The organism is Sphingomonas sp. Leaf257 (assembly GCF_001422185.1).
Taxonomy (GTDB): Bacteria; Pseudomonadota; Alphaproteobacteria; order Sphingomonadales; family Sphingomonadaceae; genus Sphingomonas; species Sphingomonas yabuuchiae.
Window position 1 is genome coordinate 256218 of the sequence record NZ_LMMH01000023.1, and the last position, 17537, is coordinate 273754.

The window sequence follows — 17537 nt, forward strand, 5'->3', positions numbered from 1 at the left end:
TTGTTTCGCGCTTTCGGCTTTATCGAGTATCGTGCACCAGTGACCGTCCCCTCCCCATCAGTCAGTACGCCGCATGGCGAGGGCGTCGCCGCCATCAATACCGCCATGGAAATGCCACCCTTTCTCATCGGCGGTGGCGATTGTGCCGATCGGATCGCTCGCCTGGACTGGTCCGCCACCGCGCTCGGCCCGGTCGGAAGCTGGCCGATCTCGTTGACGACGACGCTCGCCTTGGTGCTGCGCTCGGCCGTGCCGTACCTGCTGTTCTGGGGCGAGGACGGGGTGATGCTGTACAACGACGCCTATGCCAATTTTGTCGGGGACGGCCATCCGGGATTGCTGGGCAAGACGGTCCACGAAGGCTGGCCCCAATATGCCGCCTTCAACGACGTCATCATGACCGCCGGTTTCGGTGGCAAAACGCTGCACTTCCCGGACCTGCCCGCGACCCTCTACCGTAATGGGCAGGAGACGCAGGCTTGGGCCAATTTCGATACGTCGCCCATCGTCGATGCGCAGGGCAAGCCGGTCGGCGTCCTGTGCCTGCTGGCCGATACGACGCAGCGGGTACTGGCGGAGCGGCGCGCGGCATTCCTGCTGACCCTGGCCGATCATATGCGGGCACTGGAGACGCCCACCGCAATCATGGCGCTGGCGGCGGAACGGTTGGGTGAGGAACTGTCGGCCAGCCGCGTCTTCTATGCCGAGATCACGAGCAAGGGCTGGATGACCGTCGAGCGCGACTATGCGCGCGGCGTATCTTCGATCGTCGGCCGCCACTCGCTGGTCAGTTTCGGGCCGGACCTGCTGGCCGCCTATCGCGGCGGCGCGCCGGTGGTCGTCACCAATGTGGATGCCGACGACCGTCTGAGCGACGGCGCGCGTTCGGGGCTTCAGGCACGTGAGGTCGGCGCATTCGTCGATGTCGTTCTGTTCGAGGAAACCGAATGGGTCGGCCTGCTCGCGGTCCAAAGCGCCACGCCGCGCATCTGGAGCCCTGAGGAAGAAGCGCTGATCCAGAATGTCGGCGAACGGGTCAAGGTCGCGGTCGAGCGGGCCCGCGCCGAGATGGCCCTGCGCGAGTTGAAGGACACGCTGGAACAGCAAGTCGTCGAGCGCACCGCCGAGATCCGCCGCTATCACGAAATCGTCGAGGCCATCGCTTCGCCCATCTGCGCCTTCGATACCGACTATCGCCTGATCGCCTTCAACAAGGCACATAACCAGGAATTCCGGCGGGTCTTCGGTTTCGACACCAAGATCGGCGACGTGTTTCCCGATCAGTTCGTGCCGGACCAGCGCGATGCCATCCGGGCGCTGATGACCCGGGCGCTGACCGGCGAACATTTCACCGTTGCCGAAGCCTTTGGCAGCCCGGATCTTGCCAAGCCGATCTGGGAAATCACCTATACTCCGCTTCGCGACGGCGCAGGGCGGGTGATCGCGGCCTTTCACCAGGCCACCGACATTTCCGAACGCCTGAAGGCAGCCGCCGAACTGGAGGCAGCGCAGGAGGCCCTGCGACAAAGCCAGAAGGTCGAAGCCATGGGCAGCCTGACCGGCGGCGTCGCGCACGATTTCAACAACCTGCTGACGCCGATCATCGGCTCGCTCGACATGCTGATGCGCAGGGGCTCCGGCACGGCGCGCGAACAGCGGCTGATCGACGGGGCGCTGCAATCGGCCGAACGGGCCAAAACCCTCGTCCAGCGCCTGCTCGCCTTCGCCCGCCGCCAGCCGCTCCAGCCGACCGCCGTCGATCTGGGCCAGCTGGTCGACAGCATGGCCGACCTCATCGAATCCACGGTCGGCCCGACCATCACGCTGGAGGTGGAGGTCGCCGACACCCTTCCCCCCGCCCGGGCCGATGCCAACCAGCTTGAAATGGCGCTGCTCAATCTGGCGGTCAACGCACGCGATGCCATGCCGAGCGGCGGCACGCTGTCGGTCAAGGTCCACCGCTGCGAGGTCGACGGCCAGCAGACGACCGACGTTCCGGCAGGTGATTATATCTGCCTGAGCGTCGGCGATACCGGCATGGGCATGGACGAGGAAACCCGCCTGCGCGCGATCGAGCCCTTCTTCTCGACCAAGGGCGTCGGCAAGGGGACGGGCCTGGGCCTGTCCATGGTGCATGGTCTGGCCGCACAGCTTGGCGGCGGCCTGACGATTTCGAGTGCATTGGGGCACGGAACGGCGATCACGCTCTGGCTGCCGCTCAGCGATGTCGGGACGGCGACGGCAGCACCCGTGGTCCCTGCCCCGGCAAGGGCCGATGGCATCGGCACGGTCCTGCTGGTGGATGACGAGGATCTGGTGCGGATGAGCACGGCCGACATGCTGGCCGATCTGGGTTACGGCGTGGTCGAGGCATCGTCCGGCGAACAAGCGCTGGAACTGGTGCAGGCGGGGTTGCGCCCCGACCTGCTCGTCACCGATCACCTCATGCCGGGTATGAGCGGCGCGCAGCTCGCCCGCGAGTTGCAGGACAGGCTGGCCGGACTTCGCTCCCTCATCGTATCGGGCTATGCCGAGGCGGAGGGGTTGGATGTCGAGGTCGCGCGACTGACCAAGCCGTTCCGCAGCGAGGAACTGGCGGCAAGTCTGGCCGCCATCGGGGCGTCAGCCGCGGGAAGCCGGGCGGCTCCCGAAGAAGGGGACGCCGCCCAGCCGATCATTGCTTAATAATCGTCGGAATTGTCGAAGTCGGAATTGCCGTCGTCGAAACGGCCGCCATCGTCATCGTTGAAGTTGTTGATGGTGACATTCTCCGGTTGGCCCACAAAGCCCTGGCCGCCGCCACCGAACAGGCCACCGCCGCCGCCGCCGCCGCGATGGCCGAACATGTCGGACAGGCCCGAAAACAGCATCTCGCCGCCGACGACGCCCGCCGCCGTGGTGCCCGCGCTGCGCAGGAAGCTGCCCAGTCCGCCGCCGCCGGAGAAGACGCCGGGCCGGGCCTCGGGCGGGGCTGGCGAATAGCTGTCTTGCGGGTGCGCGCCCCAGGGACCGCCAGCGCCCTGCGGCAGGAAGCCGCTGCTTGCCGGTGCCGGGGGTGCCTGTTGCTGACGCTCCAGCTCGGCGATACGCTGCTGTGCCGCATGCAGCGACTGGTCGGCAACGATGGCGTGCTGGACCAACAGATAGGCCGCGTCCGGATTGGAGGACAAAGCGCGGGCGATCATCGCATCGGCCTCGGGGTCCTTCCCGCCCGTACGCGCGGCGGACAGTTCATCAAGAAAGCGGGTAAGCAACGTGCGTTCTTCGGCGTTCATCGGGCCACTCCAATCGTACGCTCCGAAAGATCGTCGAGCCCGCCCCCAGATCAAGATCGGAAGCCTTGGATGACCGATTATTCACCCCAGCGGCATCTTGTCTCCAGCCTGTGAACGGCCTTCCTGCTCCCACTCATATTCCTTTTGCAGCGCCAGTTCATCGCGCCCCGCCGTCAGAACAGCCTGTTCGCGGCCCTTTTCGGCAAACGACACCACGAAATCCTTGGCGGGGACAACGCCATCGATCGTCCGATCCTCGGGCGAGGCGACATGGCCCACATAGCGCAGGCTCAGGTCGTAATGGCCCGACCAGAAGAACGGCACTTCACGATAATCGCCGCTCGCCTGTCCCATGAAATGCCGGGCAAGCCATTGCCCCATGCGCTGTGCCACCACCCAATGCTCGACCCTAATAGAATGACCGAGACGAGAGTCCGGTACATTGGCGATATCGCCGATCGCGTGGATGGCGGGATCGGACGTTCGCAATTGAGGATCGACCTTCACTCCGCCCCCATCGGCCTTGTCGGCCAGATCAAGGCTAGCCGCCTCCGCCAGTTCCACCCGTGGCCGTACGCCAATCCCGGCCACGACGATATCACCCGTCACTTCGGAACCGTCGTCGAGCATGGCGACATGGCCATCCCAGCGCGCGATACGGCGGTCCAGGTGGAAGGTGACACCCTTGGACTCGTGCAGGTCGCGGATCATCGCACCGACCTCGGGCCCGGCCGTCTTCTCCAACGGCAATTCGTCATCGGATATGACCGCGACCTCCAGCCCGCGCGCGATCAGCGAGGCGGCGACCTCCAGGCCGATATAGCTCGACCCGACCACGATGGCGCGCTTCGCCTGTCCCGCCGCAGCGATCAGGCGGTCGGCATCGGTCAACGTCCGCAAGGCGAACACGTCCTTTCGCCCCGAACCGTAAAAATCGGGCGACACCACCGCCGCGCCGGTTGCAAGCACCAGCCGGTCATAGAATATGGTATCGCCGTCCTTCAGGACGATCGTCTTGGCTTCGCGGTCGATCCGCGACACGGCGATGCCGGACCGGACGTCCACGCCCTCCAGTCCGGGCAAGGCGGTCTCGCCTCGCTTCGCTTTGCCTGCCAGATATTGTTTCGAGCAGAAGGTGCGATCATAGGGCGCATCGCTCTCTTCATCGATCACGATCACCGACGCGCCCGCACCGTGGCGGGCCAGCATTTCGGCACAGGCATGACCCGCGGCGCCAGCGCCGATGATGACGATGCGTTCCAACTCCGCGGCCTCTGCGGCCTCGGGTGCAGGGCCCGGTTCGGCGGGACCGGTGATCCGCAACCGGCCGTCGTCCTCGACCACCTCGAACCGCTCCAGCGGCGCGAAGGCGGGCGCGCCCACGGCCTCGCCCGTCTCGATATCGAAACGGGCATGATGCCAGGGGCAGCGAAGCGTGCCGTCCGCGACGATCCCGTCGGACAAGGGTGCCTTCAGATGCGTGCATTGGCCCGCCAGCGCGCAGACCCGCCCCTTGTGCCGGACGAGCACGACATCCTGCCCGTCCAGCACACCGGCGACGATCCGCCCTTCCTGCACTTCGCTAGAGGCGATGCCCTTCGCCAGATCACGATCCGCCATCGCCTCTTGCCTTTCCTGCTTTATCGGGGGTCAGTCGGCGCGCTGAAGCGCCGTCGCGGCGAGATGCTCGCCGACGAACCAGACCTGCGGCTCGTTGGAGCGGATGATGTCGCTGACCAGCAGGTCGTTGGTGCCGTCATCGCCGGACTCGTCGGCGGTCTTGGCGCCCTCATGCGCCTGTTCCAGCACGATACGATGCGCCTCCAGCAGGCGGGCGAGCATCGTCGGCACATCCTCGCGGCCGCGCGGCGGGCGCGGGATACGGGTCATCTCGGCCACGTCATGCGGCGTCGCGATGCTGATGCCGCCCAGCGCCTGGATACGCTCAGCCACCATGTCGACCAGTTCGGCCTGTTTTTCATAATGGGTGTCGAGCAGCAGATGCAGTTGATAGAAGGTCGCACCCGACATCTGCCAATGATGCTTCTTGTAGAGGTCACGCAGCATCATGGTGTCGGCCAGCACTTGGTTCAGGATCGACACGCTTTGCTTGCGGGCATTGTCGGACAGACCCAGCGGCAAGTCCTTCAACGTGCCGAAGGGCTGGATCTCGCGATATTCGATCTTGTACTGCGGCTGCGCCTGGTCGGTATCGGCCACGACTTTACTCCGATCATGGATAGGGACCGTGGCCAAGCGCTTGCCCCCGCGCACGGTTCCATGAATTTTCCGGCATCGTCCGACTGGCGAGGATTATCGCCTATGATCCAAATTAATTTTTATTGGGAGGCATTTGTCAGGAACGGACCGTGCCGTGCGGCGTCAAGCATGGGCTTTCAAGGAACCCGGCCGCATGATCCAACCGACCTTCGTCTTTCTCCACGCCCTGGGTTCCAGCAAAGGGGAATGGGAGCTGGTGTGCCGACATCTTGGCAGTGCGCCTTGCATGGCACTCGACCTTCCGGGTTTTGGCGACCGGGTTGATGAAGGCTATGCCGATGTCGCCGCGATGGCCGATGATCTGGCCGATACGATCCGCCGCAACGGGCTGACCGCCTGTATTCTGGTCGGACACAGCATGGGCGGCAAGATCGCCACCATCGTCGCAGCTCGCGCGGCGGCGGGTGAGATCGGGTTGGCCGGGGTTCTGGGCGTTGCGCTCGCCGCCGCCTCGCCCCCCTCGCCCGAACCGATGGACGAGGAGCGGCGCGCGCAGATGATCGGCTGGGTCGCGGGCGGATCGATCGGGCAGGACGATGCCGAGACCTTCGTTGAGGCCAATACCGCGTCGCCCCTGCCGCCTGAACTGCATGACCGGGCAGTGGCAGACGTGCGGCGTTCGAGCCGCGAGGCGTGGCTCGGCTGGCTGGAACGGGGGAGCCTGGAGGATTGGCGCGGTCAGGTCGGCCAAATTTCCATACCAGCACTGATCGTCGCGGGCTCGGAGGACGGTGACCTGAACGAGGATGCGCAGCGCAGGCTCAATGCGCCGCATTACCGTCACGCCGATATTCGCGTGGTCGATGGTGCCGCGCACCTGATCCCCTATGAACAGCCCGAAGCGCTCGCGCAGTTGCTTGCAAATCATGCTGCTTGGCTGGCCTCCTCAACCCTTCCGGCCGGCTTCGTGGATATCTTGGGCTCCGACCGGGTCAGCCGCCGCACCCGCGCTGCCATGCTGGAGCGGATCCGTCCGGTGTCTGACGCCGGACTGCCATGGTCGGACGCTGAGCGGGCAACCGTCCAGGCCCTGATCGCCCACATTCTGCCGGAAGACGTCTCCGCGCATGATCTTGCCCAGCGGGTCGAGCTGGCCATCACGCAGGGGTCGGGGGACGGCTGGCGCTTCGCCGATCTGCCGCCCGATCCAGAGGCCTGGCGGCAAGGGTTGCTGGCCCTGGACGCGCTCACCGGCGGCTTTGCCGCTCTGGACCATAATGCGCAGGCCGACTGGCTGGACCGGATCGCCACTGGGAATGACGACGCCACCGCCAATGCGGGTCCGTTCTCGCCCGCGCAGATGGCCCTCTGGTTTCAGGACGTCCGCGCGGAAGTCGTTCGCCAATGGGCCGCCCTGCCCTCGACGATGGCGGCGATCGGCTATGACGGCTTTGCGGTCGGCGGCGATGGCCCCCGCAAGGAAGGCTATCGCCGAACCGGCGCGAACGATGTCGAAGCCTGGCAGACGGTACAGGAGAAGATCGCATGAGCCGCGCCCCCTATGCCGCGACCGAGATGGTCGATGCCGTCGTCATCGGGACCGGCGCGGGTGGCGCGCCGCTGACCGCGCGGCTGGCCGAGGCCGGGCTCTCGGTCGTCGCGCTGGAGGCAGGACGGTCTTTCAAGCCAAACGAACATGTCGCTGACGAACTCGCCGCCAATATCTACTGGATGGAAGAGCGACTGAGCGGCGGCAACGACCCGACCGCCTTCGGCTCCAACAATTCGGGCATGGGCGTCGGCGGCTCGACACTCCACTGGGGCGCCTTCTGCCCACGCCCCGATCCCCGCGACCTGCAACTGAGGACCATGACCGGGCAAGGCGCGGACTGGCCCGTCCCCCATGCCGAGCTGATCGCCTATGTGAAAGAAGTGGAGGCATTTACCGGCGTCTCCGGCCCGGCCCGTTACCCTTGGGACGACAGCCGCCGCTATGCCTATCCGCCGGTCCCCCGCAATGCCTCCGCCGAGGTGATGGCACGGGGGTGCGAGGCGCTGGGCATCACGGTGGCGGACGCTCCGGCTGCGCTCGTCTCGCGCGACCGCGAACAACCGCATTGGGGACAGCGCCAAGCCTGCGTCAATTGCGGCACCTGTCACCAGGGCTGCCGCAACGCCGCCAAGACCAGCATGGACACCAGTTATCTGCCCATGGCCGTCGCGCATGGGGCCGAGATACGCTCTCAAGCACGCGTGCTGTCCTTCGAGTTCGACCAGCAGGGGCGGATCGACGGGGTCGTCTATCATCAGGGCGGTCAAGAACACCGGCAAAGATGCCGCGCCGTCTTCCTGTGCGCAGGCGGGGTCGAGAGTCCGCGCCTCCTGCTGAACCTCGGCCTCGCCAATTCCAGCGGGCAGGTCGGCCGCAACTTCATGGCGCATGTCGCGACCCAGGTCTGGGGACGCTTCGATGACGAACTGCGGATGAACCGGGGCTATCCCTCCTCGCTGATCAGCGAGGACATGATGCGCCCCGCCGATGCGGACTACGTCGGGGGCTATCTGATGCAGAGCCTCGGCGTACTGCCGGTCAACCTCGCCACCGGACTGGCGCGCGGGGCGGCCATGTGGGGGACGCGGCTTCAGTCGATCCTGCGTAATTACAACCGCATGGCGGGGATCGGCATCAATGGCGATTGCCTGCCGCATCCCGACAACCGGCTGACCCTGTCGGACGAGACCGACGCGTTCGGCCATCGCAAGGCGCGGATCGACTTCAGCTATCATGCCAATGAACGCGCCATCGACCAGCATTCCCGCCGTGTCATGACCGCCATCTGGGAAGCAGCGGGCGCGCAGGACATTTTCGCGGTCGATCGCTCAGCGCATACCATCGGCACCTGCCGCATGGGCGACAATGGCGACGAGGCCGTGGTCGATGCGGACGGGCGCAGCTTCGACATCGCCAATCTGTGGATTTGCGACAACTCGGTATTCCCCAGCGCGCTGGCCGCGAACCCTGCGCTGACGATCATGGCGCTGTCGCTGCGCACGGCGGATCGCTTCCTGGCATCGGGACGCTAGGCGGCAAGCCCGTTCGCCTCGACATGGTCGGCGATCGCTCCGGCGGTCGTCCACCATATCCGGGGATCGTCAGCCTCGCGCAGCGCCGTCAATACACGCGCGAGCGGCGGGACGCGGTGCGCCTGCCCCATGATATAGGGATGAAGCGCGATCCCGAGGACCGAGGGGCGGCGATCGGCCTCGGACAGCAATTGCGCGACGGCATCTCGGATCATCGCGGCAAAAACATCCGCCTCCTGCTTGCGCTGGATCACGGCGGGCAGGTCGTTGATCTCCTGCGAATAGGGTATCGACAGAAGCTCGCCATGTTCGGTCGCCAGCCGGGTCGGCTGGTCGTCATGCGCCCAGTCGAGCACGTAGCGATAGCCCGACGCCTTCAGCAGGTCGGGCGTCACCTCGCTCTCCGAAATCCAGGGGCCAAGCCAGCCGGTGGGGCGCGTGCCGAGCGCGGCCAGTCTGTCGGTCACGTCGGCGATCAGGCGGCGTTCCTCCTCCTGCCCCAGCATGCCCTGCGCCTTCGCATTGCTGCCGCCATGCGCAGCGATCTCGTCGCCCCGGTCGCGACAGGCCTCGGCCAGCCCCGGACAGCGATCCAGCACATCGGCGTTCAACAACGCCGTGGTCTTCAGCTCCAGCCGGTCGAACAATTCGAACAGCCGCCACGCGCCCACCCGATTGCCATAGTCGCGCCAGGCATAGTTCATCACGTCCGGCTGATTCTGCGACGGCGCCAGCTCGGCTCCCAAGCCGCCGCCAAAGTCGAAGACCTCATGATTGACGCCCAGATAGATGGCGACCCTGCGCCCCTCGGGCCAGTCATAGGCGGGGCGGTCGATGATAGGGCGAAAGGGATAGCGACCCGGATCGGAAGAAGACATGACACGTCAACGTCGCCCCGCGCCAATGGATGCCCGGTCCTTCCCTATCCACGCATTTGTAATGTCGGAGTTTTGGGCTAGGGCAATGACTTCGATGAGCCTCGTGGCGATTCGAACGAGAAGGACCGCTACGATCCCGTCCGGGACGGCGCGGCCGACAGGCGGAGGATGGACCATGCTGACCCGACGTTCCTTCATGGCTGGTGCGACCACCGCTATGGCATTGCCCTCGATCGTTCGGGCGGCGGGCGCACCGACCATCGTCAACCCGGTGGTCCGTCAGCGCGCCGATGCGCAGGTCTTCCGCCACACCGATGGCTGGTATTACATGACCGGGTCGGTGCCCGAATATGACCGGCTGGTCCTGCGCCGTTCGAAGACACTGGCGGGTCTGACCACCGCGACCGAGAAGATACTGTGGCGACATCTGCCGAGCGGGCCGATGTCGGGCTTCATCTGGGCGCCCGAGCTGCATCTGATCGATGGCCGCTGGACCATGTATTTCGCGGCGGGGCCGAGCGGCGGCGGCGAGGATGTGTTCCGCATCCGCACTTTCGCGGCCGTGTGCGACGGCCCCGATCCGATGATCGGCAACTGGTCGGTGCTGGGCCAGTTGCAGACCGAATGGGACAGCTTCACCCTCGACTCGACCAGCTTCGTCCACAAGGGCCAGCGTTATCTGGCATGGGCGCAGAGCGAGCCGGGCATCGCGACCAACTCCAACCTCTATCTCGCTCCACTCAAGACCGCGCTGACCCTGGCCGCCAAGCCGGTGCGGCTGTCGGTGCCGACGCTGGACTGGGAGATCCAGGGCTTCAAGGTCAATGAAGCGCCCGCCCTGCTCGCCCGCAACGGCAAGCTGTTCATGACCTATTCGGCCAGCGCCACCGATGCGCGCTATTGCATGGGGATGCTGACCTGCGATGCCGATGCCGACCTAATGAATGCGGCCAACTGGTCCAAGTCGCCGGTACCGGTCTTCAAGACCTCGACCGCGCACAAGGTCTTCGGACCCGGGCATAACAGCTTCACAGTCGACGAGCGCGGCCGCGATGTGCTGGTCTATCACGCGCGCGACTATCTGGAGATCAAGGGCGATCCGCTGTTCGATCCCAATCGGGACACGCGGATGCAGTATTTCCGTTACCGCCCCGACGGCTCGCCCGATTTCGGTGAGCCGGTCGCCAATGGGCCGCTCCGCCGGCTCTGAGCGGGTATTGCTCGGACAATAATCCTATCGCCACGCCTTGACGCCCAGGATCGCCAGGCCGCCCGCCATGGTGATCAGGGCGAGCACGACCAGCACCGCGTCGAAGTCGTGCGGCGTGGCGAAGGTACAGGTCAGGCCCGCGCCGATGATGGTCGGCAGGGTATTGGTCAGGTTGAACAGACCCAGGTCACGCCCCCGATGCCGGGGATCGGGCAAAAGCTGGAAGCTCAGCCCGGCATGCAGCGCGACGAAGACGGACGACCCGGCGGTGTAGAGGATGAACGCCGCCGCCGCAGCCTGACGGCTGTCGGCTGCGGCCATGGCCAGCAAACCCAACGCCGCGACCAGCGCCGCCATTGCTAGAATATACCGGCGGCGCTCCATACGATCCGCCAGCCGCCCCAGCACCAAGGCGATCGGCAAGGGCAGGACGAAGGCCAAAGTGAAGACCTGCCCGACCCAGTGGGGCAGATCGGCATAGTCGGCGGCCGGTACGATCGTTTCGAAATAATAGAGCAGATAGACCTGGGTCACGACCGCCGCAACCTGGATGCACAGCCGCGCCATGCCCGCGATCAAAAAGTCCTGCCTGGGCGGGCGTGACGGCGCGGCCGCGACGCGCTCGTCCGGCATGGCGCCCCCCGCCCCGACCAGCAGCAACGGCAGAACGCAGAGCATGACCGCTATCACCATGGCCGCCAGCCGCCCCTGCTCCCCCAGCACGGTTTCGCCCACCAGCCAGGTCGACAGGGCCGAGGCCGCCGGATTGCCGAGCGCGATCAGGCCGCCCGTCAGCCCGCGCTTCGCATCGGGTATCTCCTCCGCCATGATCGCCATCAGCGGGGCGAGCAGCGCATTGACCGTGAACTGGAAGAACAGGATTGCCGCGACCAGCATCATGGGAGTCGCGGCCATGCCGATCGCGGCATAGCTGGCCGCCACCCCCGCCAGGCCGATCGCCATCCAGCCCCGCCGACCACGTCCCGCCCGCTGCGACCGATCGCTCAGCCAGCCGAACAGGATGTTCGCCAGGCTCGCCGTCGCCGCGCCCAGGACCGCGACCAGCGAGAGCAAGGCGATCCGGCCATCCGGGCTGACCGCCTCGACCTTCATCGGCACCAGTAGGGTCAGCAGCGGCAGATAGGCCGCCACGCCACCGATATTGGCCAGCGCGTAAAGCCCCAGGGGCGGGCGCTGGCGCGGATGGGTGCGATCGAAGGGCGGGACCATCGCCCACCCTTGCCCCCGATCGCACGCCAAGGGCAACGGGCGTTACGGCTTCCCTTAAGGCTTCATCGTCTGCGCATCGATCCGGGTGGTGCTGACCATCGCCCGGTCGGTCGCGTCATGCGCCACCGCGACGCGATAGGCCCCGCCCTGGATTCGCCAGCCAGGGAGCGCGGTGTCGTAATCCGCCAGCAGACGCGGCTCGGCGATCAGGGTGATGCGACGCGTCTCGCCGGGCTTCAGCGTCACGCGCTGGAACGCCGCCAACCGCATCGGATCGCCACTGCCGTCGCGCGCCACATAGATTTGCGGCACGTCCGACCCGGCGCGCTGGCCGGTGTTGACGATATCGACGGTCACGCGGACCGTCTTGCCGCCGGTGACGATCGGATTGCGATAGGCGAAGCTCGTATAGCTGAGCCCGTGGCCGAAGGGGAAAAGCGGCTTCAGCCCCTTCTTCTCATACCACCGATAGCCGACATCGGCGCCTTCGACATAGTCGACCGGGAAGCTCTGAAGCGTCGGGGCCGGTGTCGCCGCCGGATTGGCGGCGGCCGCCGCTTCGACCTCGCTCAGCTTGTCGAGCCCGACCGGACGTGGGCGCGGCGGTTGCGACGCATCGGCGGGGAAGGTGATCGGCAGGCGGCCCGAGGGATCGACCTGGCCGGTCAGGATCGCTGCCAGCGCCTCGCCGCCGCGCTGTCCGGGATACCAGGCCTGGACGACAGCGGGGACCTTCGCGATCCAGGGCATCAGCACCGGGCCGCCCGTTTCCATCACCGCCACCGTATGCGGCTGTGCGGCGGCGATTGCGGCGATCAGGGCGTCCTGCTGGTTCGGCAGGCGCAGGTCGGGCACATCGTCCGCCTCAGTCGTCCATTGGGTCGCAAAGAAGATGGCCATATCCGCCTTCTTCGCCGCCGCGACCGTCGCGTTCAGATTGCGCCCGTCCTGCCACTCGATCTCGACGCCGGGCAGTGCCTTGCGCAGCGCGGCGAGCGGGGACGAGGCGTGATAGGTGATCCGCGCGAACGAAGACGAGCCGCCATAAGCCAGCGGGATTTCGACCGGCGCACCGCCGACCGAGCGGACCTGCGACGATCCGCCGCCCGACAGCACGCCGACATCGGCATTGCCGCCGATCACCACGATCCGCTTGGCGGTGCGGGCGATGGGCAGGAGGTTGCCGTCGTTCTTCAACAGCACGATCCCGGCCTCCGCCGCGCGCTGCGCAACCTCGGCATGTGCGGCATAGTCGGGCGTCACCGCCTGGGTGGGCATCGGCGCATCATAGGCGCCGGTCTCGATCAGCCCGGTCAGATAGCGGGCGACCATGTCGCTCAGTCGCGCCTCGGGCACCTCCCCCTTGGCCACCGCCTCGGCGAGCGGCTCGGCGAAATAAATGGCCTTGTCGAGTTCCTGCCCGGACTCCTGGTCCAGCCCGGCATTGGCAGCCTTCACGGTCGAATGCACCGCGCCCCAGTCGCTCATGACCCAGCCATGATAGCCCCAGTCGCGCTTCAGCACATCGGTCAGCAAATGACGGTTCTCACAGGCCCAGTCGCCGTTGATCTTGTTATAGGCGCACATGACCGAGCCGGGTCGCCCCTGCTCGATCGCGATCTGGAAGGCGAGCAGGTCGCTCATCCGTAGCGCCGCCTCGCCGATCCGCGCGTCTAGGATGTTGCGGCCGGTTTCCTGTGCATTCAGCACATAATGCTTGATCGTCGAGACGATGCGGTTCGACTGAACGCCCGCGATATGCGCGCCGCCCAGCGTTCCGGCCAGCAGCGGGTCCTCGCCCAGATATTCGAAATTGCGACCGTTCCACGGATCGCGGGTCAGGTTAACGCCGCCCGCCAGCAGCACGTTGAACCGCTTGTCGCGTGCCTCCGCGCCGATCATCGCGCCGCCCGCGCGGGCGATAACGGGATCGAAGCTGGCCGCCGTCGCCAGACCGGAGGGCAACGCGGTGGCGACGTCGCCGACCCGCTGCTCGACCTGATTGGCCACGCCAAGCGAGGCATCGCTCTCGCGGACCAGGGGCACGCCCAGCCGGGGAATGCCGTCGATGTGCCCAGCCGAGGGGATCAGTTCCTCCTTCGACTTGCCCGCCGCCATGGTCGGGAACAGGCCGTGGACCAGCAGGATCTTTTCCTCGCGCGTCATCTTCGCGACGATCCGGTCGGCGCGCGCGCGTGCGGCGGCGATGGAGGTCCGCGCCGCCTTTTGCGGCGACCGCACCTGCGTTTGCGCCGACGCCCCGGTGCCCGCCGCGATCAGCGCGATCATCGCCAGACCGCCTGCCATCTTGCCCTTCGTCACAATCATCCTCCCCCGATCATCCGGTTTGCCGCCTTGTGTTGCATTGCTGCACGCCTGTCCAGAGAACGTTCACAATCGTGTAAAATCAATGGCTGACACTCTTGACAGTCATCCGGCATTGGCAGAGTGAACGTTCTCATAGAGCGCGGATAACCGCGCCCGTTCACGAGGGGAGGTTTTCCATGCGTAGCGTTCGTGCTCGCCTGCTATCCAATTTCGCCATTGGTGTTTCCACCGTCGCCCTGACCCTTCCGGCCGCCGCACTGGCGCAGGATGCCGCCGCGACGATGGGCAACCCCGGCCCGGCCCAAACCGATCCGCAACCGCCCGCGACCGGCCCGACCGACCCAGCACAGGGCGACGGCGATATCGTCGTCACCGGCATCCGCGCCAGCTTGCGCCAGTCGATCGACATCAAGCGCAATGCGCAGGGCGTGGTCGACGCGATCAGCGCCGAGGAGATGGGCAAGTTCCCCGACACCAACCTGGCCGAGTCGCTCCAGCGTATCACCGGCGTGTCGATCGACCGCTCGAACGGCGAGGGCCAGTTCGTGACGGTGCGCGGCTTCGGCGCCGAATATAATCTCGTCACGCTCAACGGGCGGCAGATGCCGACCTCGACGATCGGCGACGGCAACAGCGCCCCCGGCTCGCGCTCGTTCGACTTCGCCAACCTTGCCTCCGAAGGCGTCGCCGCGCTCGAGGTCTACAAGTCCGGCCGCGCGACGGTGGCGTCGGGCGGCATTGGGTCGACCATCAACATCCGCACGCCCCGTCCGCTCGACAAGTCGGGCCTGCGCGGCTCGATCTCGGCGCGCGGGGTGATCGACACCTCACAGAACGGCGGCAAGGATATCACGCCCGAAGTGTCGGGCATCTTCTCCGATACCTTTGCCGACGACCGGATCGGCGTGCTGGTCACGGGCGCCTATCAGCGCCGCAATTTCAGCCAGAACCAGGCCAATGTCGGCTGGCGCGACGGCTATCTCGGCTCGGAGAACAATTGGGGTTCGCTGGCGCAGCAAGGCGATCCGCGCTACGCCAACATCACCAACCGTCCCGGCGCCAATGACGTGTATCAGGTGCCGCAGAACGCCAGCTACAACATCGTCAACGGCCGTCGCGAGCGCATCAACGGCCAGGCCGTCCTGCAATTCCGACCCATGGACGATCTGACCGCGACGGTCGACTATACCTATTCGCAGAACACCTTCGACATTCGGGACAACAATGTCGGCATCTGGTACAACCATAACGACACGTCGAGCGCCTGGACCAACGGCCCGATCGCCGGGCCGGTCTTCTATACCGAGCGCTTCACCGCCGCGGAGGCCAAGGACCTGGCCTATTCCGCGACGCAGACCTCGAGCCGCAGCATCAACAAGTCGCTGGGCGGCAACCTGACCTGGAAGGCGCCGGGCGGCGTCACCCTGTCGATCGACGCGCATCATTCCACTGCGGAGTCCAAGCCCGATAACCCTTACGGTAACAGCAACTCGGTCGGCACTGCGATCTTCGGCGTGCAGAGCCAGACGATCAATTTCGACAACAAGCTGCCCGTCATCTCCTTCGCGATGCAGCCGGGCATCGACCCGCTGAACGCCGCGAACATCGTCCCCACGGGAAGTGCCTTCCGCAATTCCTATTTCCGCGACGAGATCAATCAGGTCCAGTTCCGTGGCCATTACGACCATGAACAGGGCTTCCTCGACAGCCTGGACTGGGGTTTCGACTATACCGACAACAAGGTGCGCTCGGCCTATAGCGTGCTTCAGAACGACACCTGGGGCGGCACCGGCGGCGACAGCGCGGCCCAGCGTGCGGCGGCCGCCGCCCTGATCCCCGACGATCTGTTCCAGCAGATCAGCGTGCCCGACAAATTTTCCGGCATCGGCGGCGCCAACGATGCGGCGATCGTGAAGTCCTTCTACGGCTTCGACCTGCCGTCGATGGTGTCGCTGCTCGACAAGGCCTATGGCATTTGCGGGGGCAACGGCCAGTGCCTGATCCCGTACACGACGGACTCGCGCATCCGGGAGAAAACCGTCGCGCCTTACTTCCAGTTCAACGGCAAGATGGACCTGTTTGCGCGCCCCGCGCACCTGATCGCAGGCTTGCGGTTCGAGAATACCGACGTCTCGGCCTCCGCGCTGGTGCCGACCCCGGTGGGTGCGCGGCAGAACTCGCAGAACGAGTTCAACATCCTGTTCTCGGGCAGCGGCTTCACGACGTTCAAGGGCCGCTACCAAAACTGGCTGCCCTCGGTCGACTTCGATTTCCAGCCGCTGGAAAACGTCAAGCTGCGCGCCTCGTACAGCCACACCATCACCCGCGCCGATTATGGTAGCCTGCAGGGCGGTCGCAATCTGGATCAGTTGTTCCGCATCGGCGGCGGCACGGGCCGGGTCGGCAACCCCAATCTGATCCCGTACAAGTCGAAGAATATCGATCTGTCGGCGGAGTGGTATTACAAGCCGGACAGCTACATCTCGGTCGGCTTCTTCCACAAGGTCGTGTCGAACTATATCGGCAATACGCAGGTCAATCTGACGGTGCCCGGCCTGACCTCGCCCACCACGAGCTTCAACGGCGTGACCCAGAATGGCCCGCGCTATCAGGCGGCGATCAACGCACTGGGGGCCAATGCCACCTTCGCGCAGATCCGCGACTATATCGGCGCCAACTTCCCCGGCGGCGTGGTCAACGGTACGATCGTCGCGCAACCCAATGATCCGCTGGTCAATTTCGTCGTCACGACGCCGTTCAACAGCGATCAGACCGCCAAGGTCGACGGCTTCGAGTTCGCGATCCAGCACAGCTTCTGGGACACCGGCTTCGGCACGATCCTGAACTACACGATCGTCAACGGGAACCGGAACTATGACAACCGACAACCCGCCAGCGTGTCGCAATTCGCGATCACCGGCCTGTCGGACAGCGCCAACGCGGTCCTGTTCTATGACAAGTTCGGTATCCAGGCACGCGCGGCCTATAACTGGCGCCGGGGCTATCTGGCCGGAGCGGGCATCAACCCGGTCTATGTCAACACCTATGGCCAGTTGGACGCCAGCGCCAGCTATGCGCTGACCAAGAGCGTCGCGATCTTTGCCGAGGGCATCAACCTGCTGGGCGAGAACCGCAGCGGCCACCTCCGCTCGGATCGCAACGTCAACTTCGTGACCAAGCAGGATGCGCGCTACTCGGCGGGCGTGCGTTTCACCTTCTGACGACGGGAAAGCCAGCTTTCCCGCCGAGGAATGGCTGGCTTTTCGCGGATCATATGGGCAATTTGCGGGCTTGGAAGATGGGCCGGGGATC

10 protein-coding genes and 1 pseudogene are annotated in these 17537 nt (G+C 65.8%); 5 read left to right on the forward strand and 6 right to left on the reverse strand.

Annotation, left to right across the window (positions count from 1 at the left end):
• The first annotated feature begins 39 nt into the window (after window positions 1–39).
• Complete coding sequence (locus ASF14_RS12060; protein WP_156361159.1) at window positions 40–2685, forward strand: PAS domain-containing protein; 2646 nt, start codon at window positions 40–42, stop codon at window positions 2683–2685.
• Here the strand turns inward: ASF14_RS12060 and ASF14_RS12065 are convergent.
• The 3 genes from ASF14_RS12065 to ASF14_RS12075 all read right to left on the reverse strand — a co-directional run bounded on the left by ASF14_RS12065 (window position 2682) and on the right by ASF14_RS12075 (window position 5495).
• Entirely contained in the window at window positions 2682–3275 is a 594-nt protein-coding gene (locus ASF14_RS12065) for a DUF2076 domain-containing protein (RefSeq protein WP_056435046.1), read from the reverse strand. The genes ASF14_RS12060 and ASF14_RS12065 overlap by 4 nt on opposite strands.
• A gap of 81 nt (window positions 3276–3356) precedes the next feature.
• Window positions 3357–4895, reverse strand: a complete 1539-nt coding sequence (locus tag ASF14_RS12070) for an FAD-dependent oxidoreductase (RefSeq protein WP_056435048.1) — start codon at window positions 4893–4895, stop codon at window positions 3357–3359.
• Between the two features lie 30 nt (window positions 4896–4925).
• Window positions 4926–5495 (reverse strand): Dps family protein, encoded by a 570-nt coding sequence (locus ASF14_RS12075; RefSeq protein WP_172839659.1) that lies wholly within the window; start codon window positions 5493–5495, stop codon window positions 4926–4928.
• A 193-nt stretch (window positions 5496–5688) separates the two neighbouring features.
• On the opposite strand from ASF14_RS12075, the gene ASF14_RS12080 reads away from it, so the two are divergent.
• Window positions 5689–7044, forward strand: a complete 1356-nt coding sequence (locus tag ASF14_RS12080; RefSeq protein ID WP_056435051.1) for an alpha/beta hydrolase — start codon at window positions 5689–5691, stop codon at window positions 7042–7044.
• On the forward strand, window positions 7041–8579 hold the full coding sequence (locus ASF14_RS12085; RefSeq protein ID WP_056435053.1) for a GMC family oxidoreductase: 1539 nt from the start codon (window positions 7041–7043) through the stop codon (window positions 8577–8579). Before ASF14_RS12080 ends, ASF14_RS12085 begins: the two co-directional genes overlap by 4 nt.
• On the opposite strand, the gene ASF14_RS12090 is transcribed toward ASF14_RS12085, so the two are convergent.
• Entirely contained in the window at window positions 8576–9457 is an 882-nt protein-coding gene (locus tag ASF14_RS12090; protein WP_056435055.1) for a polysaccharide deacetylase family protein, read from the reverse strand. The two genes, ASF14_RS12085 and ASF14_RS12090, sit on opposite strands and share 4 nt — an antisense overlap.
• Before the next feature lie 175 nt (window positions 9458–9632).
• Between ASF14_RS12090 and ASF14_RS12095 the strand changes: the two are divergent.
• Window positions 9633–10655, forward strand: a pseudogene (locus tag ASF14_RS12095) (glycoside hydrolase family 43 protein); the annotation flags it as partial.
• Window positions 10656–10691: 36 nt separating this feature from the next.
• On the opposite strand, the gene ASF14_RS12100 reads toward ASF14_RS12095, so the two are convergent.
• Both ASF14_RS12100 and ASF14_RS12105 read right to left on the reverse strand, forming a co-directional pair.
• Window positions 10692–11897 (reverse strand): MFS transporter, encoded by a 1206-nt coding sequence (locus ASF14_RS12100; RefSeq protein ID WP_056435059.1) that lies wholly within the window; start codon window positions 11895–11897, stop codon window positions 10692–10694.
• A gap of 54 nt (window positions 11898–11951) precedes the next feature.
• The gene (locus tag ASF14_RS12105; RefSeq protein ID WP_443025794.1) at window positions 11952–14225 is read right to left on the reverse strand and encodes a beta-glucosidase; all 2274 of its coding nucleotides are present in this window, start codon (window positions 14223–14225) and stop codon (window positions 11952–11954) included.
• Window positions 14226–14401: 176 nt separating this feature from the next.
• Between ASF14_RS12105 and ASF14_RS12110 the strand changes: the two genes are divergently transcribed.
• A complete protein-coding gene (locus ASF14_RS12110) occupies window positions 14402–17446 on the forward strand; it encodes a TonB-dependent receptor (protein WP_056435061.1) in 3045 nt (1014 codons plus the stop codon).
• Window positions 17447–17537: the final 91 nt, after the last annotated feature.

Bases quoted from the DNA above. Each gene is read 5' to 3' on its own strand.
- ASF14_RS12100 (WP_056435059.1), bottom strand. From the start codon at position 11,897: ATGGTCCCGCCCTTCGATCGCACCCATCCGCGCCAGCGCCCGCCCCTG.
- ASF14_RS12110 (WP_056435061.1), top strand. From the start codon at position 14,402: ATGCGTAGCGTTCGTGCTCGCCTGCTATCCAATTTCGCCATTGGTGTT.
- ASF14_RS12070 (WP_056435048.1), bottom strand. From the start codon at position 4,895: ATGGCGGATCGTGATCTGGCGAAGGGCATCGCCTCTAGCGAAGTGCAG.
- ASF14_RS12065 (WP_056435046.1), bottom strand. From the start codon at position 3,275: ATGAACGCCGAAGAACGCACGTTGCTTACCCGCTTTCTTGATGAACTG.
- ASF14_RS12085 (WP_056435053.1), top strand. From the start codon at position 7,041: ATGAGCCGCGCCCCCTATGCCGCGACCGAGATGGTCGATGCCGTCGTC.
- ASF14_RS12105 (WP_443025794.1), bottom strand. From the start codon at position 14,225: ATGATTGTGACGAAGGGCAAGATGGCAGGCGGTCTGGCGATGATCGCG.
- ASF14_RS12090 (WP_056435055.1), bottom strand. From the start codon at position 9,457: ATGTCTTCTTCCGATCCGGGTCGCTATCCCTTTCGCCCTATCATCGAC.
- ASF14_RS12080 (WP_056435051.1), top strand. From the start codon at position 5,689: ATGATCCAACCGACCTTCGTCTTTCTCCACGCCCTGGGTTCCAGCAAA.